General features: G+C 67.5%; 28 protein-coding genes. 26 read left to right on the top strand and 2 right to left on the bottom strand.

The window, feature by feature from the left end; genetic code table 11:
• Positions 1–17: 17 nt before the first annotated feature.
• Both PGN14_RS13300 and PGN14_RS13295 read left to right on the top strand, forming a co-directional pair.
• Positions 18–425 (top strand): MOSC domain-containing protein, encoded by a 408-nt coding sequence (locus PGN14_RS13300; RefSeq protein WP_443019516.1) that lies wholly within the window; start codon positions 18–20, stop codon positions 423–425.
• A complete protein-coding gene (locus tag PGN14_RS13295; protein ID WP_335300015.1) occupies positions 422–1,612 on the top strand; it encodes a phosphoglycerate kinase in 1,191 nt (396 codons plus the stop codon). Before PGN14_RS13300 ends, PGN14_RS13295 begins: the two co-directional genes overlap by 4 nt.
• A gap of 114 nt (positions 1,613–1,726) precedes the next feature.
• On the opposite strand, the gene PGN14_RS13290 is transcribed toward PGN14_RS13295, so the two are convergent.
• Positions 1,727–2,254: a TlpA family protein disulfide reductase gene (locus PGN14_RS13290; RefSeq protein WP_335300014.1), complete on the bottom strand. Its 528-nt coding sequence runs from the start codon at positions 2,252–2,254 to the stop codon at positions 1,727–1,729.
• A 122-nt stretch (positions 2,255–2,376) separates the two neighbouring features.
• Here PGN14_RS13290 and PGN14_RS13285 point away from each other — a divergent pair, with 122 nt between their 5' ends.
• The 3 genes from PGN14_RS13285 to PGN14_RS13275 are packed head-to-tail and all read left to right on the top strand — an operon-like array spanning position 2,377 to position 3,901.
• On the top strand, positions 2,377–2,616 hold the full coding sequence (locus PGN14_RS13285) for a CopG family ribbon-helix-helix protein (RefSeq protein WP_335300013.1): 240 nt from the start codon (positions 2,377–2,379) through the stop codon (positions 2,614–2,616).
• Complete coding sequence (locus PGN14_RS13280; protein ID WP_335300011.1) at positions 2,607–2,969, top strand: type II toxin-antitoxin system PemK/MazF family toxin; 363 nt, start codon at positions 2,607–2,609, stop codon at positions 2,967–2,969. The genes PGN14_RS13285 and PGN14_RS13280 overlap by 10 nt, the downstream gene beginning before the upstream one ends.
• Before the next feature lie 23 nt (positions 2,970–2,992).
• The gene (locus tag PGN14_RS13275) at positions 2,993–3,901 is read left to right on the top strand and encodes a class I fructose-bisphosphate aldolase (protein WP_335300010.1); all 909 of its coding nucleotides are present in this window, start codon (positions 2,993–2,995) and stop codon (positions 3,899–3,901) included.
• Here the strand turns inward: PGN14_RS13275 and PGN14_RS13270 are convergent.
• Positions 3,892–4,698 carry a hypothetical protein gene (locus PGN14_RS13270; protein WP_335300009.1) on the bottom strand — a complete coding sequence of 269 codons (807 nt, stop codon included), beginning with the start codon at positions 4,696–4,698 and terminating at the stop codon, positions 3,892–3,894. The two genes, PGN14_RS13275 and PGN14_RS13270, sit on opposite strands and share 10 nt — an antisense overlap.
• Positions 4,699–5,094: 396 nt before the next feature.
• Here PGN14_RS13270 and PGN14_RS13265 point away from each other — a divergent pair, with 396 nt between their 5' ends.
• The 21 genes from PGN14_RS13265 (at position 5,095) to nuoN (ending at position 24,864) form a co-directional block, all read left to right on the top strand.
• Positions 5,095–5,565 carry a hypothetical protein gene (locus PGN14_RS13265; protein ID WP_335300007.1) on the top strand — a complete coding sequence of 157 codons (471 nt, stop codon included), beginning with the start codon at positions 5,095–5,097 and terminating at the stop codon, positions 5,563–5,565.
• Entirely contained in the window at positions 5,562–6,245 is a 684-nt protein-coding gene (gene thiE / locus PGN14_RS13260) for a thiamine phosphate synthase (RefSeq protein WP_335300005.1), read from the top strand. The genes PGN14_RS13265 and thiE overlap by 4 nt, the downstream gene beginning before the upstream one ends.
• A 65-nt stretch (positions 6,246–6,310) precedes the next feature.
• The gene (locus PGN14_RS13255) at positions 6,311–7,297 is read left to right on the top strand and encodes a L,D-transpeptidase family protein (protein WP_335300004.1); all 987 of its coding nucleotides are present in this window, start codon (positions 6,311–6,313) and stop codon (positions 7,295–7,297) included.
• A gap of 4 nt (positions 7,298–7,301) precedes the next feature.
• Positions 7,302–7,901 (top strand): M23 family metallopeptidase, encoded by a 600-nt coding sequence (locus PGN14_RS13250; RefSeq protein WP_335300003.1) that lies wholly within the window; start codon positions 7,302–7,304, stop codon positions 7,899–7,901.
• A 59-nt stretch (positions 7,902–7,960) separates the two neighbouring features.
• On the top strand, positions 7,961–8,524 hold the full coding sequence (efp, locus tag PGN14_RS13245) for an elongation factor P (protein ID WP_335300001.1): 564 nt from the start codon (positions 7,961–7,963) through the stop codon (positions 8,522–8,524).
• A gap of 237 nt (positions 8,525–8,761) precedes the next feature.
• A complete protein-coding gene (locus PGN14_RS13240) occupies positions 8,762–9,574 on the top strand; it encodes an inositol monophosphatase family protein (protein ID WP_335299999.1) in 813 nt (270 codons plus the stop codon).
• A 219-nt stretch (positions 9,575–9,793) separates the two neighbouring features.
• Entirely contained in the window at positions 9,794–10,168 is a 375-nt protein-coding gene (ndhC, locus tag PGN14_RS13235; RefSeq protein ID WP_335299998.1) for an NADH-quinone oxidoreductase subunit A, read from the top strand.
• Positions 10,159–10,704, top strand: a complete 546-nt coding sequence (locus PGN14_RS13230) for a NuoB/complex I 20 kDa subunit family protein (protein WP_335299996.1) — start codon at positions 10,159–10,161, stop codon at positions 10,702–10,704. Before ndhC ends, PGN14_RS13230 begins: the two co-directional genes overlap by 10 nt.
• Positions 10,701–11,564, top strand: coding sequence for an NADH-quinone oxidoreductase subunit C (locus PGN14_RS13225; protein WP_335299995.1), 864 nt, complete (start codon positions 10,701–10,703; stop codon positions 11,562–11,564). The genes PGN14_RS13230 and PGN14_RS13225 overlap by 4 nt, the downstream gene beginning before the upstream one ends.
• A gap of 11 nt (positions 11,565–11,575) precedes the next feature.
• Positions 11,576–12,856, top strand: coding sequence for an NADH-quinone oxidoreductase subunit D (locus PGN14_RS13220; RefSeq protein WP_443019515.1), 1,281 nt, complete (start codon positions 11,576–11,578; stop codon positions 12,854–12,856).
• Positions 12,857–12,882: 26 nt separating this feature from the next.
• Complete coding sequence (locus PGN14_RS13215) at positions 12,883–13,188, top strand: nuclear transport factor 2 family protein (protein ID WP_335300102.1); 306 nt, start codon at positions 12,883–12,885, stop codon at positions 13,186–13,188.
• The gene (locus tag PGN14_RS13210) at positions 13,188–13,877 is read left to right on the top strand and encodes a complex I 24 kDa subunit family protein (protein WP_335299994.1); all 690 of its coding nucleotides are present in this window, start codon (positions 13,188–13,190) and stop codon (positions 13,875–13,877) included. The genes PGN14_RS13215 and PGN14_RS13210 overlap by 1 nt, the downstream gene beginning before the upstream one ends.
• Complete coding sequence (nuoF, locus tag PGN14_RS13205) at positions 13,874–15,178, top strand: NADH-quinone oxidoreductase subunit NuoF (RefSeq protein ID WP_335299992.1); 1,305 nt, start codon at positions 13,874–13,876, stop codon at positions 15,176–15,178. The genes PGN14_RS13210 and nuoF overlap by 4 nt, the downstream gene beginning before the upstream one ends.
• The gene (nuoG, locus tag PGN14_RS13200) at positions 15,178–17,172 is read left to right on the top strand and encodes an NADH-quinone oxidoreductase subunit NuoG (RefSeq protein WP_335299990.1); all 1,995 of its coding nucleotides are present in this window, start codon (positions 15,178–15,180) and stop codon (positions 17,170–17,172) included. Before nuoF ends, nuoG begins: the two co-directional genes overlap by 1 nt.
• Positions 17,169–18,209 (top strand): NADH-quinone oxidoreductase subunit NuoH, encoded by a 1,041-nt coding sequence (nuoH, locus tag PGN14_RS13195; RefSeq protein WP_335299988.1) that lies wholly within the window; start codon positions 17,169–17,171, stop codon positions 18,207–18,209. The genes nuoG and nuoH overlap by 4 nt, the downstream gene beginning before the upstream one ends.
• Before the next feature lies 1 nt (position 18,210).
• Positions 18,211–18,696, top strand: a complete 486-nt coding sequence (gene nuoI / locus PGN14_RS13190; protein ID WP_335299987.1) for an NADH-quinone oxidoreductase subunit NuoI — start codon at positions 18,211–18,213, stop codon at positions 18,694–18,696.
• A gap of 132 nt (positions 18,697–18,828) precedes the next feature.
• Positions 18,829–19,440 carry an NADH-quinone oxidoreductase subunit J gene (locus PGN14_RS13185; protein ID WP_335299986.1) on the top strand — a complete coding sequence of 204 codons (612 nt, stop codon included), beginning with the start codon at positions 18,829–18,831 and terminating at the stop codon, positions 19,438–19,440.
• Positions 19,437–19,751 (top strand): NADH-quinone oxidoreductase subunit NuoK, encoded by a 315-nt coding sequence (gene nuoK / locus PGN14_RS13180; RefSeq protein WP_082740649.1) that lies wholly within the window; start codon positions 19,437–19,439, stop codon positions 19,749–19,751. The genes PGN14_RS13185 and nuoK overlap by 4 nt, the downstream gene beginning before the upstream one ends.
• Positions 19,752–19,758: 7 nt before the next feature.
• A complete protein-coding gene (nuoL, locus tag PGN14_RS13175; RefSeq protein WP_335299984.1) occupies positions 19,759–21,852 on the top strand; it encodes an NADH-quinone oxidoreductase subunit L in 2,094 nt (697 codons plus the stop codon).
• 13 nt (positions 21,853–21,865) lie between these two features.
• Positions 21,866–23,404, top strand: a complete 1,539-nt coding sequence (locus PGN14_RS13170) for an NADH-quinone oxidoreductase subunit M (protein ID WP_335299983.1) — start codon at positions 21,866–21,868, stop codon at positions 23,402–23,404.
• A complete protein-coding gene (gene nuoN / locus PGN14_RS13165) occupies positions 23,404–24,864 on the top strand; it encodes an NADH-quinone oxidoreductase subunit NuoN (protein WP_335299982.1) in 1,461 nt (486 codons plus the stop codon). The genes PGN14_RS13170 and nuoN overlap by 1 nt, the downstream gene beginning before the upstream one ends.
• The last annotated feature ends 6 nt before the right edge of the window (positions 24,865–24,870 follow it).

Raw genomic sequence — 24,870 nt, 5'->3', positions numbered from 1 at the left:
CCTTTCCCAAGGCGCCGATGGAGCTGGTCGACCGGGTCGAGGTGTCGCCGGAGGGCGGCATCCACGGCGACTTCCGCGGCGCGATGAAGCGCAAGCCGTACAAGCGTCAGGTGACGCTGATCGAGCGCGGCGACTGGGAGGCGGCGATGGCGGAGGTGGGCCATACGATCGGCTGGGAGGAGCGGCGCTCCAACCTGCTGGTCGACGGCCTCGACCTGCCGCAGGTCGCCGGCGTGCGGCTGCGCATCGGCGCGGACGTGGTGCTGGAGGTGACGCGCGAAACCGATCCGTGCGAGCGGATGGAGGCGCTGGCGCCCGGGCTGAAGGCGGCGCTGCTGCCCGACTGGCGCGGGGGTGCCTGCGCGAAGGTGATCCAGGGCGGCTGGATCGCGATCAACGATGTGATCAGGATCGAGGAATCATGACCAAGTCCTTCCGAACGCTCGACGATATCGGCGACGTCCAGGGCCGCCGCGTGCTGGTGCGCGAGGATCTGAACGTGCCGCTGGCCGATGGCCGCGTCACCGACGATACCCGCCTGCGCGCCACCGTCGCCACCGTCGCGGAATTGTCGGACAAGGGCGCGATCGTGCTGGTCCTGGCGCATTTCGGCCGTCCCAAGGGCGTGCCCAACCCCGAGATGTCGCTGGCGCCGATCGTCAGGCCCTATGAGGCGGTGCTGGGCCGTCCCGTGCGCTTCGTCGACTGGGAGGGCGCCGCCGACGCGGTCGCCACGATGCAGCCGGGCGATATCGCGGTGCTGGAGAATACGCGCTTCTTCGGCGGCGAGGAGAAGAACGACGCCGCCGTCGTGGATCGCTTCGCCGCGCTGGGCGAGTTCTACGTCAACGATGCCTTCTCCGCCGCGCATCGCGCGCATGCCTCGACCGAGGGGCTGGCGCACAGGCTCCCCGCCTTCGCCGGCCGCGCGATGGAGGCCGAACTCGACGCGCTGGAGAAGGCGCTGGGCAAGCCCGAGCATCCCGTCGCCGCGGTCGTCGGCGGGGCGAAGGTGTCGACCAAGCTCGACGTGCTCAAGCATCTGGTCGCGCGCGTCGACCACCTCATCATCGGCGGCGGGATGGCCAACACCTTCCTCGCCGCGCGCGGCGTCGATGTCGGCAAGAGCCTGTGCGAGCATGACCTGACCGGCACCGCGGAGGAGATCCTCGACGCCGCCGACAAGGCGAACTGCACCGTTCACCTGCCCTATGACGTGGTGGTGGCGAAGGAATTCCGCGCCGATCCGCCGACCCGCACCGTCAACGTCCATGAGGTCGCGGCGGACGAGATGATCCTCGACGTCGGCCCGGCCGCGGTCGAGGCGCTGGGCGACGTGCTCAAGACCTGCCGGACTTTGGTGTGGAACGGCCCGCTCGGCGCGTTCGAGACGCGGCCGTTCGACACCGCCACGGTGGCGCTGGCGCGGACCGCGGCGGCGCTGACCAAGGAAGGCAGCCTGGTGTCGGTCGCGGGCGGCGGCGACACCGTCGCGGCGCTGAACCACGCCGGGGTGGGCGACGCCTTCACCTTCGTCTCGACCGCGGGCGGCGCGTTCCTGGAATGGATGGAAGGCCGCGAACTGCCCGGCGTCGCGGCGCTGCAGAAGTAAACGCGTTCATCGTCATGCCGGACGTGATCCGGCATCCATGGTTCCGCGAGCGCTGCCGTCGATGCGTTCGCGGCACCATGGACCGCGGGTCAAGCCAGGGGTGACGAGTGACGGCTATTCCGTCGCGCTGGTCCCGTCCGGCGCCGGCTCGTTCAGCAGCGGCACCACCACCTCGTTCAGCGTGTCCAGCGTGAACGCGCCCGCCCTGGCGTAACGGATGCGCCCGTTGCGATCGATGACGTAATTGGTCGGCAGCGCGTCGATATCGGCATAGCTGCCGACCATTCGCTTCACCGCCACGATGTGCATCGCCGCGAACAGCGGCTTCAGCCGGTAGGCCGGCACCGAATCCTCGGTCGTCGCGGCGAAGACGCGCAGGCCGTGGCGCTCCTGCAACCGGTAATAGGTGTCGAGCAGCGGCAATTCCTCGCGGCAGGGCGCGCACCAGGTCGCCCAATAGTTCAGGATCACCACCTTGCCGCGCAGCTGGTCCGAGGTAACGGTGCGCCCGTCGAACGTCTTGAGCGTATAGGCCGGTGCCATCTCCCCCAGCGCGGGACGCCGCGCATCGCCGCGTTGCGCGGTCAGCACCACCAGCAGTGGAACGAGCAGCATCGCCGCGCGCGACCATCGAATCGTCATGGTCCTATTCCCCCCGACGCAGAATGCGCCACATGACGGTCGGCTGTGTCAAATCCGGCCATATGTGACGGGTTGCACCGCAACACGGATGTGCCTATCGTTTAACGCGTTAAACGGAGGTCGTGGTGCTCGGCGTCAGGCTCGACACGGAATTGGAAGAGCGGCTCGCCGCGGTCGCTCGCACGCAGGGGCGCAGCAAGAGCGACATCGCGCGCGAAGCGGTGCGGCGCTATGTCGAACTGCACGACGAGGCATTCCGGCGCGAGGCGCGGCGCCAGTCGCAGCGCGCGTCCCGGCGCGATACGCAGGCCGACTATGCCTTCTGGGAAATCGCCGAGGCGGAGGATTCCGCGTGGAGGTGACCCCGATCGGCGGCACCGAACCCGCCATCGCGCACGGCGCGATCGTCATGGTCGCCCCGCCGGAGGGTTGCGAGGGCGCGGCCCGCGCCTGCGTCGTGGTACAGGCCGATCTGTTCAACGACACGCACGCCACCGTCACGCTCTGCCCGCTGACCACGATCGTCGGCGGCGAGGCGCTGTTCCGCGTCGCCATCTCGCCGCAGGAGCATACCGGCCTGCCGGTCGAGTGCGAGGTGCAGGTGGACCGTATCGCCAGCGTGCGGCGTCATCGCATCGTCAAGGTCATCGGCCATGCGTCGGCGACGCGCATGGAACAGGTGGACCAGGCCTTGCGCCGCTGGCTGGCGCTGTAGAAACATAGGGATAGGAGAAGTACATGACCCCGACCGTGAAGGCCATTCTGGACAAGTACGAGGGCACCAGCCCCGCGGTGAAGGCCAATCTGGCGCGCATCCTGATGCACGGCAAGCTGGGCGGCACTGGCAAGCTGATCATCCTGCCGGTCGACCAGGGGTTCGAACATGGTCCCGCGCGCAGCTTCGCGATCAATCCGCCGGCCTATGATCCGCATTATCATTACCAGATCGCGATCGACGCCGCCCTGTCGGCCTATGCCGCGCCGCTCGGCATGCTGGAGGCGGGCGCCGACACGTTCGCGGGGCAGATTCCGACCATTCTGAAGGTCAACAGCTCCAACAGCTGGGCGACCTCGATCGCGCAGGCGCAGACCGGCAGTGTCGAGGATGCGCTGCGGCTGGGCTGCGCCGCGATCGGCTTCACCATCTATCCCGGCTCCGACGGCATCTTCGACGCGATGGAGCAGATCCGCGAACTGCGCGAGGAAGCCGCCGCGGCGGGGCTGGCGACGGTCATCTGGAGCTATCCGCGCGGCGGCGAGCTGTCGAAGGCGGGCGAGCTGGCGCTCGACGTCGGCGCCTATGCCGCGCACATGGCGGCGCTGCTGGGTGCGCACATCATCAAGGTGAAGCTGCCGAGCGACCATATCGAGCAGAAGGACGCCAGGAAGAGCTACGAGGGCACCGACTGGTCGAAGCAGGCGGACCGCGTCCGCCACGTCGTCCAGTCGAGCTTCGCCGGGCGCCGCGTCGTGGTGTTCTCGGGCGGCGCGGCGAAGGGGGCCGATGCGGTCTATCAGGACGCGCGCGACATCCGCGACGGCGGCGGCAACGGCTCGATCATCGGGCGCAACACCTTCCAGCGCGAGCGCGGCGAGGCGCTGGCGATGCTGGAGAAGCTGGTCGCGATCTACAAGGGTCAGGAATAAGCGACCGCGGGCGCCCGGCGGCGGACCCCGCCGCCGGCGCGCCACGCCCACCACAGCACCGCCGCCGCGATCATCGCGGCGGTGAGCGCGAGCGGCGCGGCGGGGACGCCGGCCACCGCGGCGAACAGCCGCGTCGCGGCGGGGGAGGGGGCCAGTACCGCGAACCCCGCGATCTGCACCGCGCACGATACCGCGACCAGCGCGAAAGGCCATGCCTGTCGCCGGTCGGCCCGCGCGGCGCCGACGGCCAGCAGCAGCGCGACCGCCTCCGCCAGATAGAAAGCAGGCGCGAAGCCCGCGAGCGCCGGAATGCCCGACAGGATCAGCGGCAGCACGCGCCCCAGCGCGGGCGGCAGGATCAGCACCGCGGTCGCCAGCATCGCCCCGCCATGCGCATGCACCTCGCGCCGCCGCGCCAGCGCATAGGCGACCAGCGCGAGGAAGCAGGGCGTGGCGAGGATATCCGCCCACGCCAGCCCGGGGCCGAACCGCGCGTAAAAGGGGTGACCGGCCAGCGCCTTGACCATCATCGCCTGGATCGCCAGCGCCCCGCCCGCGACGAAGGCGGGAACGACCGCGAACAGCGCCAGCCCCAGCGCGCGGTGCAGATGCCCGCGCCGCGTGCGGATCGCCCACATCTGCGTGGCGAGCAGCACCAGCCACAGGATCGCGGTGATGGCATGCGCATGGACCCCGACGACGACCTCGCGCGGGATCGCGAAATAGCCGGGCCAGAAGGCGACGAGCACCAACGGCGCGAGCAGCAGGACGGCGTAATAGGAGCGATGGAACGGCATCACACACTCTCCCCCCGGTCGGGCGTGATGGGGGGAATGTACCATCGTCGCGCCGCGAAACCTAGCCACCCGTGCGCCGTCACCCCGGACTTGTTCGGTACTTGTAACCTTCAGACAAGGCTTCTTCCTGCCACCCCCGGCGAAGGCCGGGGTCCAGTTGGAGGACAGGAGTTGGCGAGCGCTGTGCGTCGTCACCGCGACCTTCCCGACTGGACCCCGGCCTTCGCCGGGGTGGCGAACTTGTCCGAAGGGGATAAGCACCGACTTGTTCCGGGGGCCACCGTTCCACGAACTCAACAGCTTGTGAGGAGGCGGCGCGGTGGATGCCGGAACAGGTCCGGCATGACGCCGGGGATGTGGCTTCTGCTCCGTGTTGATGCCGCTTACGATGACACCATGACCCACAGCTTCTCCAGCCGCCGCGGGATCGCTCCCATGTTGTGGGTGCTGCTGGCATTGTGCGCGATCGAGGCGACGGTGACGCACTTTCTGCTGGCGCATTGGTGGCCGCGCGTCGCGATCGCGCTGTCGCTGGTCACCGTCGCCACCTTCGTCTGGGTGGCGCGCGGGATCGCCGGCATTGCGACGCACCCGAGCACGATCGACGCGCAGGGCGTCACGCTGCGCACCGGGCGACTGGCGGCGGTGACGATCCCGCATGCGCAGATCGCCGGCGCGCGCTGCACCGAGACGCCGCGCCGCACCCCCGGCGTGCTCAACCTCGCGCTGGTGGCGCAGGCCAATGTCCTGATCGCGTGCGACCCGCCGCTCGAACGGCGCGGGCGGCGCCTGCATGCGGTCGCGCACCGGCTGGACGACGCACCCGCTTTCGTCGCCGCGCTGGAGCGGGTAGGCGCGGGCGCATGATCGACGATCCGCTCGGCCCCCTCGACCCGAATTTCGCCGCCGCCTTCGAGCGCGACCTGTCGCGCCCGCCGTGCCAGCTGTACCTCATCTCGCCGCTCGACGTGACGGGCGCCTTCCCCGACCGGCTCGCGCGCGCGCTGGATGCCGCGCCGGCGGCGGCGTTCCAGTTCCGCGTCAAGGACGTGGACCAGCACAGCGCCGCGCGGCTGGCCGAACCGCTCCAGCGGATCTGCGCCGATCGCGAGGTGGCGTTCATCGTCAACGATTCGGTGTCGCTGGCGAAGCGGCTGGGCGCGGACGGCGTCCATCTGGGGCAGGAGGACGGCGACGTGCGCGAGGCGCGCGCGGCGCTCGGCCCCGGCGTCCAGATCGGCGTCACCTGCCACGACAGCCGCCACCTGGCGATGGAGGCGGGGGAGGCGGGCGCGGACTATGTCGCGTTCGGCAGCTTCCATCCCACCACCACCAAGGAGGTGCGCCATCATCCCGAGCCGGTGATCCTGTCGTGGTGGTCCGCGTTGTTCGAGCTGCCCTGCGTCGCGATCGGCGGCATCACGCCCGCCAACGCCGCGCCGTTGGTGAAGGCGGGGGCGGACTTCGTCGCGGTGTCCGGCGCGGTGTGGAACGGCGACGAGGTCGCCGCGATGAAGGCCTTCGCGGAGGTGCTGGCGCACCGCTGACGCCCATCACGGACCCACCCCGGCCGCGACGCGTTGTTCCGGCATCGTAAAGAGGGAGAGGGTCCGTGAAGCGTATCGCCATTCTGGCTGTCCTGGGGCTTGCCGCTCCATCGCTGGCGCAGAAGGCGCCGCCATCGCTCGACCCGGCGGTGCTGCGGATGCAGGTGGTGCTCGACCGGCTCGGCTTCGGCCCCGGCGTGATCGACGGGCGGGGCGGTGCCTCGCTCACCAACGCGCTGAAGGGGTTTCAGGAAAGCCGCGGCCTGCGCGTGACCGGGGCGCCCGACGCGGCGACGCTCGACGCGCTGCGGGCCTATGCCGCGCTGCGCCCGGTGCTGGAGGTGACGCTCGATCGCGACGCGATGCGCGGCCCCTATGTACCGCAGATTCCGAAGGATTATGCCGAGCAGGCGAAGCTCGCGTCGATGGCCTATACGCGCCCGCTGGAGAAACTGGCGGAGCGCTTCCACACCACGCCCGCGGTGCTCGCCGAGCTGAACCCGGGCGTGACGCAGATCGCGCCCGGCACCCGGATCCGCGTCCCCAACACCTTCCCCGCGTCGCGCGCCTATCCCGCCGACGCCACCCCCGCATGGCGCGCCACGCTCGCCTCGCTCAACGTCGAGGCACAGGTGCCCAAGGCGGCGAAGATCGTGGTCGATAAATCCGACGCGGTGCTGCGCGTGCTCGACGATCGGGGGCGGCTGGTGGCGCAATATACCGCGACGATCGGCTCGGCGCGCGACCCGCTGCCGCTCGGCGACTGGAAGGTGCTGCACGTCTCGCCCAATCCGGACTGGAAGATGAACCCCGCGATCCTGAAGGGGGTCAGCGACGACAAGAAGCCGCAGATCATCCCGCCCGGCCCGAACAACCCCGTCGGCGTGGTGTGGATCGACCTCAGCAAGGAGCATTACGGCATCCACGGCACCAACGAGCCGGCGCAGATCGGCCGTGCGCAGTCGAATGGCTGCGTCCGCCTCACCAACTGGGACGCCGCCCGCGTCGCGCTGATGGTGAAGGGCGGCACGCCGGTAATCTTCCAGGCCTGAGCCGATGACGCGGCTCGGCTGGTCGATCCTGGCGCTAATCCTGCTGGCGGTGGCGGGGTTCGCCTCATTGCTGTCGTTCGACGGCGCGGAGCGCACCCGCCGCGCGGTCGCCGCGCGCGAGGAGGCGCCGCCGGTCGATGCCGCGCCCGCGCCCGCTCCGGGCGAGCTGGTGGTGCCGGTGGCCGGCTACCCGCGCGCCGCGCTGCGCGACCATTGGGGCGATCCGCGCGATGGCGGCGCCCGCGCGCATACCGGCATCGACCTGATGGCGCCCGCCGGCACCCCGGTGGTCGCGGCGGCGCCGGGGCGGGTGGAAAAGCTGTTCCTCAGCAACGCCGGCGGCACCACGCTCTACCAGCGCTCGCCCGACCGGCGGCTGGCGTTCTATTATGCGCACCTCGCCGGCTACGCGCCCGGCATTGCGGAGGGGCAGCGGGTGCGGGCCGGCCAGACGCTGGGCTATGTCGGCGACAGCGGCAATGCCGGCGCGGGCAATTATCACCTGCACTTCGGCATCAGCCGGATGGCACAGGACGATCGCTGGTGGCAGGGGCAGGCGGTCGATCCCTATCCGCTGCTTGCCCGCGGCGCGCGCAGCCGCTAAGTCGCCGCCACCCGGTCGCCCGTCTGGTGCGGCCAGCTCTTTTCCATAGGCGAAGCCCCATGAAGATCAGCGGCGTGGACATCCGTCCCGGCAACATCATCGAATACGAAGGCGGCATCTGGCGCGCGGTCAAGATCCAGCACACCCAGCCCGGCAAGGGCGGCGCGTACATGCAGGTGGAGCTGAAGAACCTGCGCGACGGCCGCAAGAACAATGTCCGCTTCCGCTCCGCGGAAACGGTCGAGCGCGTGCGGCTCGACACCAAGGATTTCCAGTTCCTGTTCGCCGAGGGCGACGGGCTGGTCTTCATGGACAAGGAAACCTATGATCAGGTGACGCTGCCGCGCGACCTGCTGGGCGACGCCGCCGCCTTCCTGCAGGACGGGATGGACGTGGTGATGGAGCTTCACGACGAGGAGCCGATCAGCGTCCAGCTGCCCGACACGATCGAGGCGACCATCGTCGAGGCCGACGCCGTGGTGAAGGGCCAGACCGCGTCCTCCAGCTACAAGCCCGCGGTGCTCGACAATGGCGTCCGCGTGATGGTGCCGCCGCATATCGCGTCGGGCACGCGGATCGTGGTCGACGTGTACGAGCAGACCTACGTTCGTCGCGCCGACTGAGACGGATAGCGAAGCTATCCGCACAGGCGGCCGCCCGGCCGGCGGGCACAGCCCGTCCGACGGCGCGGGCTTTGCCCGCGGCGGGCGAGTAGAGTAACGATCCCCCCTCCCTTTCAAGGGAGGGGCCGGGGGTGGGTGGCGTGCTCGCGATACGGCGCCGGGCACGCAATCCCGCCGTATCACCCGGACGCCACCCACCCCCGACCCCTCCCTTGAAAGGGAGGGGGGAGAAGTTGAATGCCATCCCATTCCGGCCTGTTCACCGTCATCGAGCGCGCGGCGCGCAAGGCCGCGCCGCGGCTGCGGCGCGACTTCAACGAGGTCCAGCACCTCCAGGTCAGCCGTAAAGGCCCGGCCGACTTCGTCAGCCAGGCCGATGCCCGCGCCGAGCAGACGCTGTACGAGGAACTGTCCAAGGCGCGCCCCGACTGGGGGTTCGTGATGGAGGAGCGCGGCACCGTGGAGGGCGACCCCAGCAAGCCGCGCTTCATCATCGATCCGCTCGACGGCACCTCCAATTTCCTCCACGGCGTGCCGCACTTCTGCATCTCGATCGCGGTCGAGGAGCCGCTGCCCAACGGCAAGCGCGAGATCACGACCGCGCTGGTCTATCAGCCGCTCACCGACGAGAGCTTCTGGGCGGAGAAGGGGCGCGGCGCCTGGTTGCAGGACCAGCGGCTGCGCGTGTCCTCGCGGCGCGATCCGTCGGAGGCGCTGATCGCGACCGGCATTCCGTTCATGGGGCATGGCAATTTCGCGGAATGGACGCGCATCTTCGGCGCGATCGCGCCGCAGGTGGCGGGCATCCGCCGGCTGGGCGCCGCCGCGCTCGACCTCGCCTGGGTCGCGGCGGGGCGGTTCGACGGCTTCTGGGAAAGCGACCTCAAGATCTGGGACGTCGCGGCCGGGATGCTGCTGGTGAAGGAAGCCGGCGGCTTCGTCACCGACTATCGTGGCGGCGACAAGCCGATGGAGCGCAACGAGTTCCTCGCCGCCAATGACGCGCTGCATTCGAAGCTGCACAAGATGGTCGCCAACGCGCTGCGGTGATGTGTCCACCCGTCACCCCGGGCTTGACCCGGGGTCCCGCTTCTTCTGCTGCGTCCCGATCGAAGCCGGACCCCGGATCAGGTCCGGGGTGACGAAGCGTTGCCGGCCCTTCCTGCGATTCATTCTCACCGCCCACGGCCTTGCCCCTCACAGGGCACGGGTCTAGAGCGTCGCCAACCCTGTTCGCACCTGCGAGAGAAGCCCCGAGAGAGAGCCATAGTGGTCGATCTGTCGCAATATCTGCCGATCCTGATGTTCCTGGGCGTGGCGCTGCTGCTGTCCTCCGCCTTCGTGTTCCTGCCGATGGCGGTCGCGAAGCTGACGGGCGCGGCAAAGCCCACGCCGGAGAAGCTGGCCGAGTACGAATGCGGCTTCCCCGCGTTCGAGGACAGCCGCGCGCAATTCGACGTGCGTTTCTATCTGGTCGCCATCCTCTTCATCATCTTCGATCTGGAGGCGGCGTTCCTGTATCCCTGGGCGGTCAGCGTGTTCTCGCTGGGGTGGGTCGCGTGGATCAGCATGATGATCTTCATCGCCGAGCTTGCGTTGGGTCTGGTGTACGCATGGAAGAAGGGAGCGCTGGAATGGGAGTAGAATTGACCCATCCCGCTGGTGGACAGGGCGTGGTCGCGCCCGATCAGGGCTTCTTCGACGGGCTCAACGGCGAGCTGACCGACAAGGGCTTCCTGGTCACCTCGACCGAGGAGCTGTTCCAGTGGGCGCGCACCGGCTCGCTCTGGTGGATGACGTTCGGGCTGGCGTGCTGCGCGGTGGAGATGATCCACGTCAACATGCCGCGTTACGACATGGAGCGGTTCGGCGCCGCGCCGCGCGCGTCTCCGCGCCAGTCGGACGTGATGATCGTCGCGGGCACTTTGTGCAACAAGATGGCCCCGGCGCTGCGTCGCGTGTACGATCAGATGTCGGAGCCGAAATACGTCATCTCCATGGGCTCGTGCGCCAACGGCGGCGGCTATTACCATTATAGCTACAGCGTCGTGCGCGGCTGCGACCGCGTGGTGCCGGTCGACATCTACGTCCCCGGCTGCCCGCCGACCGCGGAGGCGCTGCTGTACGGCGTGATGCAATTGCAGCGGAAGATCCGCCGCGCCGGGAGCATCGAACGGTGAGGGCGCCCGCGCCCGCCTTTGCGGCGACCCTGAACGACGCCACGATCGAGGCCGCGCAGGCCGCGATCGGTGCGGCGCTGGTGAGTGCGGTCGAGATCGCGGGCGAGGTGCAGCTGCACCTCGCCCGCGACGGGCTGGTCGCGGCGCTGACCGCGCTGCGCGACACGCCTGGGCTGGAATATCAGCAGCTGATGGAGATCGCGGGCGTCGACTATCCCGATCGCGACGAGCGGTTCGAGGTCGTCTATTGCCTGTTGTCGCTGACCCGCAACCACCGCCTCCATGTCCATGTCGGTGCGACCGAGGATACGCCGGTGCCGTCGGTCACCGGGCTGTGGCCGGTCGCCGGTTGGCTGGAGCGCGAGGTCTATGACATGTTCGGCGTGCTGTTCGCGGGCAACCGCGACCTGCGCCGCATCCTGACCGATTACGGCTTCCGCGGGCATCCGTTCCGCAAGGACTTCCCGCTGACCGGCTATGTCGAACTGCGCTATTCGGAAGAGCAGAAGCGCGTCGTCTATGAGCCGGTCAATCTGGCGCAGGACTTCCGCACCTTCGACTTCATGAGCCCGTGGGAGGGCGCGGAATACGTCCTGCCGGGTGACGAGAAGGCGGCTCAGGTGTCCGCAGCGCTGCCGCAGGCGAAGGGTGCGCCCTCGCCGGTGACCGCGACGCAGATCCAGAAGGCCGACGCGACGCAGAGCGACGTGAAGGCGCCCGCCGCGCCGAGCCAGCCCTACGCCAAGAAGGACGCGCAGAGCACCGCCGACACCGGCGCCGGCAAGCCCGGCCCGGATGCGGGCGAGAAGCCGGCCGATCCCGACGTCACGCCGTCCAAGGGCGGGGGGCAGAACCAATGACCGATACCCCAATGACCGACACGTATGTCGCCAAGGATCAGGCGGTCGACCGCGAGGTGGATCCCGCGATCGAGAAGCTGGTCCACGCCAGCGATGCCTCGCACCCGACCGAGGGTGATGTCGCGATCCAGAACTACACGATCAACTTCGGCCCGCAGCACCCGGCCGCGCACGGCGTGCTGCGGCTGGTGATGGAACTGGACGGCGAGATCGTCGAGCGGATCGATCCGCACGTCGGGCTGCTCCACCGCGGCACCGAGAAGCTGATCGAATACAAGACCTATGCGCAGGCGATCCCCTATTTCGACCGCCTCGATTACTGTTCGCCGATGTGCATGGAGCACAGCTTCGTGCTCGCGATCGAGAAGCTGCTCGATCTGGAGGTGCCGATCCGCGCGCAATATCTGCGCGTGTTCTTCGCCGAGCTGACGCGCATCTGCAACCACATGCTGAACCTCGGGTCGCACGTCATGGACGTGGGCGCGATGACGCCCAATTTGTGGCTGTTCGAGATCCGCGAAGATTGCATGGGCTTCCTGGAGCGTGCCTCGGGCGCGCGGATGCACCACAATTACATGCGTCCCGGCGGCGTCCATCAGGACGTGCCGCTGAAGCTGCTCACCGACATCGGCGACTGGCTCGACACCCGCCTGCCGGAATTGTTCGAGGATGCGATCAGCCTGGTCGCCGACAACCGCATCTTCAAGCAGCGTAACGTCGACATCGCCACCGTCAGCCGCGACGATGCGATCGCCTGGGGCTTCTCCGGCCCGATGATCCGCGCCGCGGGCATCCCGTGGGACCTGCGCAAGTCGCAGCCTTACGACGTCTATGCGAAGATGGACTTCGACGTCCCGGTCGGTACGCGTGGCGATTGCTACGATCGTTTCATGGTGCGCGTCGAGGAGGTCCGCCAGTCGGCCCGCATCATGCGCCAGTGCCTCAACGAGATGCCGGAAGGCCCGATCGCCTCGCTTGACCGCAAGGTGGTGCCGCCCAAGCGCGCCGAGATGAAGCGCTCGATGGAGGCGCTGATCCACCACTTCAAGCTCTATACCGAGGGCTATCACGTCCCCGCGGGCGAGGTGTATGTCGCGACCGAAAGCCCCAAGGGCGAGTTCGGCGTGTATCTGGTCAGCGACGGCAGCAACAAGCCGTATCGCTGCAAGATCCGCCCGACCGCGTTCAGCCACCTTCAGGCGATGGACTTCATGAGCCGCGGGCACATGCTGGCGGATACCACCGCGATCCTGGGCGCGATGGACATCGTGTTCGGGGAGTGCGACCGGTGACGTCGAAGGCGGCGACCGCACGCGAGATGATCGCGCGCTACAATGCGCAGGATGCCGACGCCTATGTCGAGTTGATGACCGACGACGCGTGCGAGGCGACGTATCGCGGTGCGGTGCTGCGCGAGGGGCGCGAGGGCGTGCGCGCCGGGCTGAAGGCGATGTTCGCGCAATATCCGCAGAACCGCGCGGAGATCATCGCCGACTGGACGCTGGGCGACACCGTGCTGCTGCACGAAAAGGTCGAGCGCGCGCCCGGCGGCGAGGCGTTCGAGGTCATGTCCATCTATTCGTTCGAGGGCGACAAGGTGTCGCGCGTGGAGTTCATCCGCTAATGGCCGATGCAGCCATCATTCCCGACGAGGCCGAGGTCCGCGCCCGCTGGGGCAATTTCCAATGGTCGGACGAGAGCCGCGAGAAGCGCAACGCCGTGCTGGCGCGCTATCCCGCCGGTCGCGAGCAATCCGCCTCGATTCCCTTGCTCGACCTCGCCCAGCGGCAGGTCGGTGCGGAGACGCAGACGCAAGGATGGCTGCCGGTCCCGGTGATCGAGTTCGTCGCGCGCGAGATCGGCGTGCCGTACATGCGCGTGTACGAGGTCGCGACCTTCTACACGATGTTCAATCTGGCGCCGGTGGGCCGCTATCACGTCCAGGTGTGCGGCACGACGCCGTGCATGCTGCGCGGGTCGGACGACGTGTTCGCGGCGTGCAAGAACAAGGGCCTCATCAAGGGCAAGACCACGCCCGACGGCCTGTTCACGCTGACCGAGGTCGAGTGCATGGGCAATTGCGCGTCCGCGCCGATGGTCCAGATCAACGACGACAATTACGAAGACCTCGACTACGACCGCACCATCGCGATCCTGGAGACGCTGGCGGGCGGCGGCACGCCCAAGCCGGGCACGCAGGAGCCGGGCCGTCACACCGTCGAGCCGAAGGGTGGCGCCACCTCGCTGACCGCGATGGTGACCGAGAACCACGATTATCGCGGGGAGTGGAACACGCAGGGGGCCGGCGCATGAGCCTGCTGGACAAGGATCGCATCTTCACCAACCTCTACGGCTATCAGTCGTGGCGGCTGGACGCGGCGATGGCGCGCGGCGACTGGGACAATACCAGGGCGCTGCTGGAGCTGGGCCAGGACAAGATCATCGACGTCATCAAGGCGTCGGGTCTGCGCGGGCGCGGCGGGGCGGGGTTCCCGACCGGCACCAAATGGTCGTTCATGCCCAAGGAGCCGAAGCCGGACCGGCCGAACTTCCTGGTCATCAACGCCGATGAATCCGAGCCCGGTTCGTGCAAGGACCGCGAGATCATCCGCCACGATCCGCATAAGCTGATCGAGGGCGCGCTGGTCGCGGGCTTCGCGATGCGCGCGCGCGCGGCGTATATCTACATCCGCGGCGAATATATTCGCGAGGCGGAGACGCTCTTCGCCGCGGTCGCGGAGGCGTATGACAAGGGGCTGGTCGGCAAGAACGCCTGCGGCTCGGGCTATGACTTCGACGTCTTCGTCCACCGCGGCGCGGGCGCCTACATCTGCGGCGAAGAAACCGCGATGCTCGAAAGCCTGGAGGGCAAGAAGGGCCAGCCGCGGCTGAAGCCGCCGTTCCCGGCCGGCGCGGGCCTCTATGGCTGCCCGACGACGGTCAACAACGTCGAATCGATCGCGGTCGCGCCGACGATCCTGCGGCGTGGCGCGGAATGGTTCTCGCAGTTTGGCGCGGAGAACAACAAGGGCACGAAGCTCTTCCAGATCTCGGGCCACGTGAACACGCCCTGCGTGGTCGAGGAAGCGATGAGCATCCCGTTCCGCGAGCTGATCGAGAAGCATTGCGGCGGCATCCGCGGTGGCTGGGACAATCTGCTCGCGGTGATCCCGGGCGGGTCGTCGGTGCCGCTGGTGCCCGCGAAGGACATCATCGACGCGCCGATGGACTTCGACGGCCTCAAGGCGGTCGGTTCCGGGCTCGGCACCGCGGCGGTGATCGTGATGGACAAGTCGACCGACGTCGTCCGCGCGATCAGCCGGCTGTCGTATTTCTACAAGCACGAAAGCTGCGGCCAGTGCACGCCGTGCCGCGAGGGCACCGGCTGGATGTGGCGCGTGATGGAGCGGCTGCGCACCGGCGACGCGGAGATCAACGAGATCGACATGCTCCAGCAGGTGACCAAGCAGGTCGAGGGCCATTCGATCTGCGCGCTGGGTGATGCGGCGGCCTGGCCGATCCAGGGCCTCATCCGCCACTTCCGCCCGGAGCTGGAGCGCCGCATCAAGGAACGCGGGGGAGACCTTTCCCCCATGCAGGAAGCTGCCGAATAATGCCCAAGGTCAAGGTCGACGGTATCGAGGTCGAGGTGCCCGCGGGCGCCACGGTGCTTCAGGCATGCGAGGCCGCGGGCAAGGAAATCCCGCGCTTCTGCTATCACGAACGGCTGTCCATCGCGGGCAATTGCCGCATGTGCCTGGTCGAGGTGAAGCCCGGACCGCCCAAGCCGCAGGCGTCCTGCGCGCTGCCGGCAGCGGACAATCAGGAGATCTTCACCACCACGCCGATGGTGAAGCATGCCCGCGAGGGCATCATGGAATTCCTGCTCATCAACCACCCGCTCGACTGCCCGATCTGCGATCAGGGCGGCGAGTGCGACTTGCAGGATCAGTCGATCGCCTATGGGCGCGGCCATTCGCGGTTCGACGAGAACAAGCGCGCGGTGACCGAGAAATATATGGGTCCGATCGTCAAGACGGTCATGACCCGCTGCATCCAGTGCACGCGCTGCATCCGCTTTGCGGAGGAAGTCGCGGGCGTGGAGGAGATCGGCGCGATCTACCGCGGCGAGAACATGCAGATCACCTCCTATCTGGAGGAGGCGGTTACCTCCGAACTGTCCGGCAATGTGGTCGACCTGTGCCCGGTGGGCGCGCTGACCAGCAAGCCCTATGCGTTCGAGGCGCGGCCGTGGGAGCTGAAGAAGACGCTGACCATCGACGTGATGGACGCGGTGGGGACGAATATCCGCCTCGACAGCCGCGGGCGGCAGGTGCTGCGCTGCGTACCGCGCGTCAACGACGACGTGAACGAGGAATGGGCGACCGACAAGACGCGCCACGCGGTTGACGGTCTGGTGCGCCAGCGGCTCGATCGTCCGTATGTGCGGCGCGACGGCAAGCTCGCCCCCGCGACCTGGGACGAGGCGTTCGCGACGATCGCGGCGGTCGATCACGACGGTTCGATCGCGGCGGTCGCGGGCGATCTGGTCGATTGCGAGACGATGTTCGCGGCCAAGGCGCTGCTCGGGGAGTTCGGCTCGTCGCTGCTCGAAGGGCGGCAGACGGGCATGGACTATGACACGTCCAGCCTCGCGGCGGTGAACTTCAACACCACGATCGCCGGGGCGGAGCGTGCCGACGCGATCCTGCTGGTGGGCACCAACCTGCGCTGGGAAGCGCCGCTGGTGAACACGCGCATCCGCAAGGCGATCAAGCGCGGCGCGAAGGTGTTCGCGATCGGGCCGGAGACGGACCTGACGTACAAGGTCGAGTGGCTGGGCGCGGACCTGTCGGTGCTCGGCAACCTGCCGTCGTCGCTGACGGATGTGTTCGCGAAGGCGGAGCGCCCGATGATGATCGTCGGCGGCGGCGCGCTGAAGGGCGCGCATGGCGCGGCGCTCGGGCTGGTCGACACGCTGGGTCTGGTGAAGGACGGGTGGAACGGCTTCAACGTCGTCCATATGGCGGCGTCGCGCATGGGCGGGCTGATGCTCGGCTATGCGCAGCCGGCGGGCATCTCGGCATTGTACGATGCCAAGATCGCCTTCTTTCTCGGCGCTGACGAATGCGCTTTCGCCAACTTCCGCGGCCTTAAAGTGTATGTCGGCCACCATGGCGACAAGGGCGCGCACCATGCGGACGTGGTGCTGCCGGGCGCGAGTTATGCCGAGAAGTCCGGCACCTTCGTCAACATCGAGGGCCGGGTGCAGCGCGGCGAGCGCGCCGTCTTCCCGCCGGGCGATGCGCGCGAGGACTGGACCATCTTCCGCGCGCTCTCCGAGCGGATGGGCAAGACCCTGCCGTTCGACACGCTGGACGAGCTGCGCGCCGCGATGGCGCTCGACTGTCCCGACCTCGCCGAGACGGGGCTGAAGACCTTCGCGTGGAACCCGCCGTCGCTGGCGACCACCGCACAGGGCGTGATGGAAGGCTATCCGATCAAGGACTTCTACCTCACCAACGCGATCTGCCGCGCGTCGCCGACGATGCAGCGCTGCTCGGCCGAACTCGTCCATGGCGAGACCTTCGCGGAGGCGGCGGAATGACCGGCTTCTTTGCCTCCTACATGCCTTATGGCGCCGCATGGACGTTGGCGACGATCATCGGCATCCTGCTGATCGCGCTGCCGCTGATGCTGGCGGTGGCGATGATCATCTATGCCGATCGCAAGATCTGGGCGGCGATGGCGCTGCGTCGCGGCCCCAACGTGGTCGGCCCGTTCGGGCTGCTCCAGTCGTTCGCGGATGGCCTCAAGGTGTTCCTGCAGGAGACGATCGTCCCCGCGGCGTCGAACAAGACCTTGTTCCTGCTGGCGCCGATCATCACCTTCACGGTCGCGCTGATCGTCTGGGCGGTGGTACCGTTTCAGATCGGTGTGGTGCTGGCGGACATCAACGTCGGGCTGCTCTACGTCCTCGCCGCCTCGTCGCTGGGGGTGTATGGGATCATCCTGGCGGGCTGGGCATCGAACTCCAAATATCCGTTCTTCTCCGCGATCCGCGCCGCGGCGCAGATGGTCAGCTACGAGGTCGCGATCGGCTTCGTCATCATCTCGGTGGTGATGTGGGCGGGATCGTTCAACCTGACCGCGATCGTCGAGGCGCAGAAGGGATTGTACGGCTGCGTCAACGGCTTCGGCTTCAATCCTCTGCTGTTCCCGATGGCGGTCGTGTTCCTGATCTCCGCATTGGCGGAGACGCAGCGCGCGCCGTTCGACCTGACCGAGGCGGAGAGCGAGCTGGTCGCCGGGTACCAGACCGAATATTCGTCGATGGCCTTCGCGCTCTACTGGCTCGGCGAATATGCCAACGTGCTGCTGATGTGCGCGCTCAACGCGACGCTGTTCTGGGGCGGCTACCTACCGCCGTTCGACTGGGCGCCGTTGTACGCGGTGCCGGGGATCATCTGGCTGTTCGCGAAGATCCTGTTCTTCTTCTTCGTGTTCTCGTGGATCAAGGCGACGGTGCCGCGCTACCGCTACGACCAGCTGATGCGGCTGGGGTGGAAGGTGTTCCTGCCGCTGTCGCTGTTCTGGGTCTTCCTGGTGTCGGGCGTGCTCATGTTGATGCGCGTGGGAGTGTAAGATGGGTATCGCATCCACGATCAAGGCGTTCACGCTCTGGGAGTTCGTGAAGGCACACGCGCTGACGCTGAAGTATTTCTTCAAGCCCAAGGCGACGATCAACTATCCGTTCGAGAAGAACCCGCTAAGCCCACGCTTCCGCGGCGAGCATGCGCTGCGCCGCTATCCCAATGGTGAGGAGCGCTGCATCGCGTGCAAGCTGTGCGAGGCGGTGTGCCCGGCGCTGGCGATCACGATCGAGGCGGAACCGCGCGACGACGGCAGCCGCCGCACGACGCGCTACGACATCGACATGACGAAGTGCATCTATTGCGGGCTGTGCCAGGAAGCGTGCCCGGTCGATGCGATCGTCGAGGGACCGAACCTGGATTTCGCGACCGAGACGCGCGAGGAGCTGATCTACGACAAGGCCAAGCTGCTCGACAACGGCGACCGCTGGGAACGCGCGATCGCGGCGAACCTTGCCGCCGATGCGCCGTACCGGTAGGCGCGGCGTGGTTTCGGGGGCCGACATGATTCTCTCAACCGTCGCCCCAGCGAAAGCTGGGGCCTCGTGCCGCAGGGGCGCATCCTTTTCGCTAAAGACCCCAGCCTGCGCTGGGGTGACGGAGCCGGTCCGGTGATCCAGGCCATCGCCTTTTACATCTTCTCCGCCGTGGTGCTGGTGTCCGGTGCGATGACGATCGCGTCGCGCAATCCGGTGCATTCGGTGCTGTGGCTGATCCTCGCGTTCTTCAACGCCGCCGGCCTGATGGTGCTGGTGGGTGCGGAGTTCATCGCGATGCTGCTGGTCATCGTCTATGTCGGCGCGGTCGCGGTGCTGTTCCTGTTCGTCGTCATGATGCTCGACATCGACTTCGCGGAGCTGCGCGCCGGGTTCGTCCGCTATTTCGGGATCGGGCTGGTGCTGGCGGTCGCGCTGGTGGCGGAAATCCTGATCGGCGTCTTCGCGTGGAGCGCGGGCGGGATCGATTTGGCGCGGCGCGCGGCGCCGGCGGATGCGACGATCCCCAACATCGTCCAGGTCGGCAACCTGCTCTATTCGCGCTACCTGTTCGTGTTCGAGGGCGCGGGGCTGGTGCTGCTGGTCGCGATGATCGGGGCCATCGTGCTGACCCATCGCGAGCGGTCGGGATCGCGCTATCAGAATATCGCGCGGCAGATCGCGCGGCGTCCGCAGGATGCGACGCGCAACATGAAGCCCGACGTGGGGCAGGGGGTGCAGCTGTGACGGGTGGCGTTGGCCTGATCCACTATCTCGTCGTGGCGGCGCTGCTGTTCACGATGGGGGTGCTGGGCATCTTCCTCAACCGCAAGAACATCATCGTCATCCTGATGGCGATCGAGCTGATCCTGCTGGCGGTGAACATCAACCTGGTCGCCTTCTCGGCGGCGTTGCAGGACTTGGTGGGCCAGGTGTTCGCGATGTTCGTGCTGACGGTCGCCGCGGGCGAGTCCGCGATCGGCCTCGCCATCATCGTCATCTTCTTCCGCGGCCGCGGCTCCATCTCGGTCGACGATCCCAGCCGGATGAAGGGGTAAGATCTCCGTGCACCCGATCCTCTTCATCGTTTTCCTGCCGCTGCTCGCGGCGGTCGTCGCGGGCTTCGCCAACAAATCGTTCGGCGCCACGCTGCCCAAGGCGATCACCACGGGCGCGCTGTTCGTGTCGTGCGCTTTGTCGTGGCCGGTGTTCATCGGCTATCTGATGGAGACCAGTAGCGCGACCGTCGTGCCGGTGCTGCACTTCATCACCTCCGGCTCGTTCGACGTGTCCTGGGCGCTGCGCGTCGATGCGCTGACCGCGGTTATGCTGGTGGTCATCACCAGCGTCTCCGCACTCGTCCACCTCTATAGCTGGGGCTATATGAGCGAGGACCCGGACCAGCCGCGCTTCTTCGCCTATCTGTCGCTGTTCACCTTCGCGATGCTGATGCTGGTGACCGCGAACAATCTGATCCAGATGTTCTTCGGCTGGGAAGGCGTCGGTCTCGCCAGCTACCTGCTGATCGGTTTCTGGTTCCGCAAGCCCAGCGCCAATGCCGCGGCGATCAAGGCGTTCGTCGTCAACCGCGTCGGCGATCTGGGCTTCATGCTCGGCATCTTTGCGACCTATCTGGTGTTCGACACCGTCTCGATCCCCGCCATTCTTCAGGCGGCACCGTCGATGGCGGGATCGACGATCGGCTTCCTGTGGTTCCGCGCGGACACGATGACGGTCATCTGCCTGCTGCTGTTCGTCGGCGCGATGGGCAAGTCGGCGCAGCTCGGCCTGCACACCTGGCTGCCCGATGCGATGGAAGGGCCGACCCCGGTGTCGGCGCTGATCCACGCCGCGACGATGGTCACCGCAGGCGTCTTCATGGTGTGCCGCCTGTCGCCGATGTTCCAGACGTCGCCGACCGCGATGGGGTTCATCACCTTCATCGGTGCCGCGACCTGCCTGTTCGCCGCGACCGTCGGCACGACGCAGACCGACATCAAGCGCGTGATCGCTTATTCGACCTGTTCGCAGCTGGGTTATATGTTCTTCGCGGCGGGCGTCGGCGCCTATGGCGCGGCGATGTTCCACCTGTTCACGCACGCCTTCTTCAAGGCGTTGCTGTTCCTGGGTGCCGGCTCGGTGATCCATGCGATGCACCATGAGCAGGACATGCGCTTCTACGGCGGGCTGCGGAAGGCGATTCCGGTCACCTTCTGGGCGATGCTGCTGGGGACGCTGGCGATCACCGGCGTCGGCATCTACGGCATCGGCGGGTTCGCCGGCTATCACTCGAAGGATGCGATCATCGAGGTGGCCTGGGCCGCCGGATCGCCGGTCGCGTCGATGGTGGGCGTGTTCGCCGCGCTGCTGACCAGCTTCTATTCGTGGCGGCTGATGTTCCTGACTTTCTGGGGCACGCCGCGCTGGGCCGCGTCGGAGCATATCCAGCACGCACTGCATGACGCGCATGCGCATCACGACGATCATGCGCACGATCACGCGGCCGAGGCGCATCATGGCGAGGCGGCGGAGGAAGACGCGGGGCACGCGCCGCCGGTGGAATCGCGCGGGTTCAACGAGATCCCGACCGGGACCGGCGGCTATCACCCGCACGAAAGCCCGCTGCCGATGCTGATCCCGCTGATCCTGCTGTCGGTCGGCGCGGTCGCCGCGGGCTTCGTCTTCCACGGCTGGTTCATCGAGCCGGAGACGGCGGGCGAGTTCTGGAAGGGCGCGTTGTTCTTCAACGAGCATCTGATGCACGAGATGCATGGCGTGCCGCTGCTGGTGAAGCTGGCCGCGACGATCGTGATGCTGACCGGGCTGTTGATCGCCTGGGCCAGCTACATCCGCTCGCCGTCCTTCCCGGCGAAGTTCGTCGATACCTTCCAGCCGATCTACCAGTTCCTGCTGCGGAAATGGTATTTCGACGAGCTGTATCACTTCCTGTTCGTCCGCCCCGCCTTCGCGATCGGCCGCCTGTTGTGGCACCGTGGCGACGAGGGGACGATCGACCGCTTCGGGCCGAACGGATCGGCCTGGGTGGTGCAGATGGGCAGCCGCGTCACCGCGCGCCTGCAAACCGGATATGTCTATACCTATGCCTTCGTCATGCTGATTGGGCTTACCGCCGCGATCACCTGGGCGATCGCGGGCTGAGGGGGTCAGTAACGTGTCGTTCCCGATCCTGTCGCTGATGCTCGCGATCCCGGCCGTGGCCGCGGTCGCCTGCCTCTTCCTCTCCCCCCAGGCGGCGCGCGTCACTGCGCTCGCCGCGACGCTGGCCGATCTGGCGCTGGGCGTCGCCCTGTGGCTGTCGTTCGACGTCGGCGGCGCGCAATGGCAGTTCGTCGAATATGCCCCGCTGTTCGGCCGGTTCGGCTGGGCGCTGGGCATCGACGGCTATGCGCTGCTGCTGATCGTGCTCTCCGTCTTCCTGATGCCGATCTGCATCGGCGCCAGCTGGCAGGCGATCGAGAAGCGCGTGCCGGAATATATGGCGGCGTTCCTGCTGACCGAGGTGCTGATGATCGGCACCTTCGCGGCACAGGACCTGTTCCTGTTCTACATTTTCTTCGAAGCCGGCCTAATCCCGATGTTCCTGATCATCGGCATCTGGGGCGGCGCGAACCGCATCTACGCGTCGTACAAGTTCTTCCTGTACACGCTGCTCGGCTCGCTGCTGATGTTCATCGCAATGCTCTACATGAGCATCACCGCGGGGACGACCAGCATCCCGGTGCTGCTCAACTACGACTTCCCGCCTCAGGTGCAGACGTGGCTGTGGCTTGCCTTCTTCGCCTCGTTCGCGGTGAAGATGCCGATGTGGCCGGTCCATACCTGGCTGCCCGACGCGCACGTTCAGGCGCCGACCGCGGGATCGGTGATCCTGGCAGGCGTGCTGCTGAAACTCGGCGGTTACGGCTTCCTGCGCTTCAGCCTGCCGATGTTCCCGGAAGCCTCGGCGAGCCTGGTGTGGCTGGTGTTCGGCCTGTCGGCGGTGGCGGTGATCTACACCAGCCTCGTCGCGCTGGTGCAGTCGGACATGAAGAAGCTGATCGCCTATAGCTCCGTGGCACACATGGCGATCGTGACGATCGGGCTGTTCGCGTTCAACGCGCAGGGGATCGAGGGCGCGATGATGGTGATGCTGGGCCACGGCCTGGTCTCGGGCGCGCTGTTCCTGTGCGTCGGCGTCATCTACGACCGGCTGCACACGCGTGAGATCAGCCGCTACGGTGGCCTCGCGATCAACATGCCGCGCTATGCCTTGCTGTTCCTGCTGTTCACCATGGCGTCGATCGGGTTGCCGGGGACCAGCAACTTCGTCGGCGAGATCCTGGCGCTGATGGGCACCTATCAGGTGTCGACCACGATCGCGTTGCTGTGCACCACCGGCATCATCCTGGGCGCGGCCTATATGCTGTACCTCTATCGCCGCGTCGTCTTCGGCGAGATCACCTCGGAGGAGGTGCGCGCGATGCCGGACCTGTCGGGGCGCGAACTGTGGCTGCTGGCGCCGATCGCGGCGGCGGTGCTGTGGATGGGCGTCTATCCGGAGAGCTTCCTCGCGCCGATGCGCAAGGACACGCAGATCCTGCTCGCGCGGATCGAGCGCGCGAAGCCGGCGGGTGACTCGCTGCCGACCAAGGGAACCGGGATCGTCCCGGCCGCCCATGCCGAAACGCCTGCGCATGGGAGCGCGCACTGATGGATTACGCCGCCAACCTTGCGATGACGCTGCCCGAACTGATGCTGGGGCTGGGCGCGATCGCGCTGATGCTGGTGTCCGCCTGGGGCGGGCCGGCCGCGACCCGGGCCGTGTCCTGGGCTGCGGTGGCGGTGCTGGCGGGGGCGTGCGTCGCGCTGGTCGGGCCGGCGTCCTCGGGGGGGGCCGCGTTCGGCGGTCTGTATCGCGCCGATGCCTTCGCCGCCTTTGCCAAGGTGCTGATCTATATCGCGGCCGCGGTCGCGGTGCTGATGGCGCCCGATTTCTTCCAGCGTACCGCGGGCGACAATCTGCGGCCCGAATATCCGGTGCTGATCCTGTTGTCGGCGTGCGGCATGGGGATCATGGTGTCCGCGGCCGACCTGCTGACGCTGTACGTCGGCCTCGAACTGCAAAGCCTGGCCGCCTATGTGCTGGCCAGCTTCATGCGACAGGACACGCGCTCGGCGGAGGCGGGGCTGAAGTATTTCGTGCTCGGCGCGCTGGCCTCGGGCATCCTGCTCTACGGCATCAGCCTGGTCTATGGCTTCACCGGCTCGACCTTGTTCGACGAGATCGCGGGTGCCTATGCCGCTGCGCCGCTCGCCGGGCACGGCAAGTCGATCGGGCTGCTGTTCGGTCTGGTGTTCGTGTTCGCGGGGCTGGCGTTCAAGATGTCGGCGGTGCCGTTCCATATGTGGACGCCCGACGTGTACGAAGGTGCGCCGACGCCCGTGACCGCCTTCTTCGCTTCCGCGCCGAAGGTGGCGGCGATGGCGCTGGGCGTGCGCGTCGCGGTGGAGGCGATGGGGCCGGCGGAGGCGCAGTGGCGCCAGATCGTCATCTTCGCCGCGCTCGCCTCGATCCTGCTGGGCGCCGTCGCCGCGATCGGGCAGCAGAATATCAAGCGGCTGTTGGCTTATTCCTCGATCAACAACGTCGGCTTCGCGCTGATCGGTCTGGCGGCGGGCACGGCGGAGGGCGTGGCCGCGGTCATGACCTATCTGACGATCTATATCGCAATGACGCTGGGCAGCTTCCTGGTCGTGCTCCAGATGCGCGATGCGGACGGGCAGCCGGTCGAGACGATCGCGAGCCTCGCCGGCCTGTCGCGCACCCGGCCGGGTCTGGCGGCGGCGATGGCGATGTTCATGTTCTCGCTCGCCGGCATCCCGCCGCTGTTCGGTTTCTACGCCAAGTTCGCGGTCTTCTATGCCGCGGTCGAGGCGGGGCTGTTCCCGCTGGCGGTGGTCGGCATCGCGATGAGCGTGATCGGCGCCTATTATTACCTGCGCGTCGTCAAGACGATGTACTTCGATGAGCCCGCCGCCGCTTATGGCGAGGGCGATGCGCTGGAGGGCGGTCTGATCGCGGTCGCGGCGGTGATCGTGTCGCCGCTGGGCTATCTCGCCATCCCGCTGCTGTCGGGGTGGACGCTGGCCGCCGCGCGCAGCCTGTTCTGAGGCGGC

It is taken from the genome of Sphingomonas adhaesiva, from assembly GCF_036946305.1.
Lineage (GTDB): Bacteria > Pseudomonadota > Alphaproteobacteria > Sphingomonadales > Sphingomonadaceae > Sphingomonas > Sphingomonas adhaesiva_B.
Note: the sequence above shows the minus strand (reverse complement) of the source record. Positions and strands in the feature narration are given on the sequence as shown.

Excerpts from the sequence above, each read along its gene's own strand:
- PGN14_RS13275 (WP_335300010.1), top strand. The coding sequence starts at position 2,993 with ATGACCCCGACCGTGAAGGCCATTCTGGACAAGTACGAGGGCACCAGC.
- nuoH (WP_335299988.1), top strand. The coding sequence starts at position 17,169 with ATGACCGGCTTCTTTGCCTCCTACATGCCTTATGGCGCCGCATGGACG.
- PGN14_RS13230 (WP_335299996.1), top strand. The coding sequence starts at position 10,159 with ATGGGAGTAGAATTGACCCATCCCGCTGGTGGACAGGGCGTGGTCGCG.
- PGN14_RS13300 (WP_443019516.1), top strand. The coding sequence starts at position 18 with ATGGAGCTGGTCGACCGGGTCGAGGTGTCGCCGGAGGGCGGCATCCAC.
- PGN14_RS13265 (WP_335300007.1), top strand. The coding sequence starts at position 5,095 with ATGACCCACAGCTTCTCCAGCCGCCGCGGGATCGCTCCCATGTTGTGG.
- PGN14_RS13240 (WP_335299999.1), top strand. The coding sequence starts at position 8,762 with ATGCCATCCCATTCCGGCCTGTTCACCGTCATCGAGCGCGCGGCGCGC.
- PGN14_RS13210 (WP_335299994.1), top strand. The coding sequence starts at position 13,188 with ATGGCCGATGCAGCCATCATTCCCGACGAGGCCGAGGTCCGCGCCCGC.
- nuoI (WP_335299987.1), top strand. The coding sequence starts at position 18,211 with ATGGGTATCGCATCCACGATCAAGGCGTTCACGCTCTGGGAGTTCGTG.
- PGN14_RS13290 (WP_335300014.1), bottom strand. The coding sequence starts at position 2,254 with ATGACGATTCGATGGTCGCGCGCGGCGATGCTGCTCGTTCCACTGCTG.
- nuoN (WP_335299982.1), top strand. The coding sequence starts at position 23,404 with ATGGATTACGCCGCCAACCTTGCGATGACGCTGCCCGAACTGATGCTG.
- PGN14_RS13295 (WP_335300015.1), top strand. The coding sequence starts at position 422 with ATGACCAAGTCCTTCCGAACGCTCGACGATATCGGCGACGTCCAGGGC.
- PGN14_RS13220 (WP_443019515.1), top strand. The coding sequence starts at position 11,576 with ATGACCGACACGTATGTCGCCAAGGATCAGGCGGTCGACCGCGAGGTG.
- nuoG (WP_335299990.1), top strand. The coding sequence starts at position 15,178 with ATGCCCAAGGTCAAGGTCGACGGTATCGAGGTCGAGGTGCCCGCGGGC.
- PGN14_RS13215 (WP_335300102.1), top strand. The coding sequence starts at position 12,883 with ATGATCGCGCGCTACAATGCGCAGGATGCCGACGCCTATGTCGAGTTG.
- PGN14_RS13270 (WP_335300009.1), bottom strand. The coding sequence starts at position 4,698 with ATGCCGTTCCATCGCTCCTATTACGCCGTCCTGCTGCTCGCGCCGTTG.
- nuoF (WP_335299992.1), top strand. The coding sequence starts at position 13,874 with ATGAGCCTGCTGGACAAGGATCGCATCTTCACCAACCTCTACGGCTAT.
- efp (WP_335300001.1), top strand. The coding sequence starts at position 7,961 with ATGAAGATCAGCGGCGTGGACATCCGTCCCGGCAACATCATCGAATAC.
- thiE (WP_335300005.1), top strand. The coding sequence starts at position 5,562 with ATGATCGACGATCCGCTCGGCCCCCTCGACCCGAATTTCGCCGCCGCC.
- PGN14_RS13250 (WP_335300003.1), top strand. The coding sequence starts at position 7,302 with ATGACGCGGCTCGGCTGGTCGATCCTGGCGCTAATCCTGCTGGCGGTG.